The sequence below is a fragment of the Bartonella sp. OC68QHHN genome (genome assembly GCF_042193875.1).
Taxonomy (GTDB): Bacteria; Pseudomonadota; Alphaproteobacteria; order Rhizobiales; family Rhizobiaceae; genus Bartonella; species Bartonella grahamii_A.
Genome location: NZ_JBHIME010000021.1, coordinates 1215 through 1638 on the forward strand (window position 1 = coordinate 1215; position 424 = coordinate 1638).

At 41.7% G+C, this 424-nt stretch carries 1 pseudogene; it reads right to left on the minus strand.

The annotated features are described in order from the left end of the window. A pseudogene (locus ACFIJ0_RS02695) lies at positions 1-424 on the minus strand (filamentous hemagglutinin); the annotation flags it as partial.

Here is a 424-nt window from a genome sequence, read left to right on the forward strand (position 1 = left end):
CTATGTCCATAAAGTTCTAATCCTGTAAGACCATAGCTATACATCAAATCTTTTGCTTCTTGTGTGGAATTGGTTAAACCCCAAAAGTTATTTTCCATAAACTTCTGATAGCCCGCGACTAGAAGTTCTGAGATAGCAGAATCGGCTTGAGGGAACACAACAAAATAAAGCGGTTCATTTTTATTCTCCGCATGTTGCTCTGCATAAACAGCAGCTTCATAGGGTGGCGTAAAAATGCCATTAAAGGACACATGCACCTTGCCATCAGAGCCTTCTTGCAAATGCTGCTTTTCCTCATCCGTTAAATAATGTGCGTGAGGTATTGGTTGTCCACGAGCGTCTGTGATATACTGTCCATTTGCATCTATTTCATAGAGTATATTACCCTTTTCATCACGGTCGACCACAGCGATGGGGTGCTCTT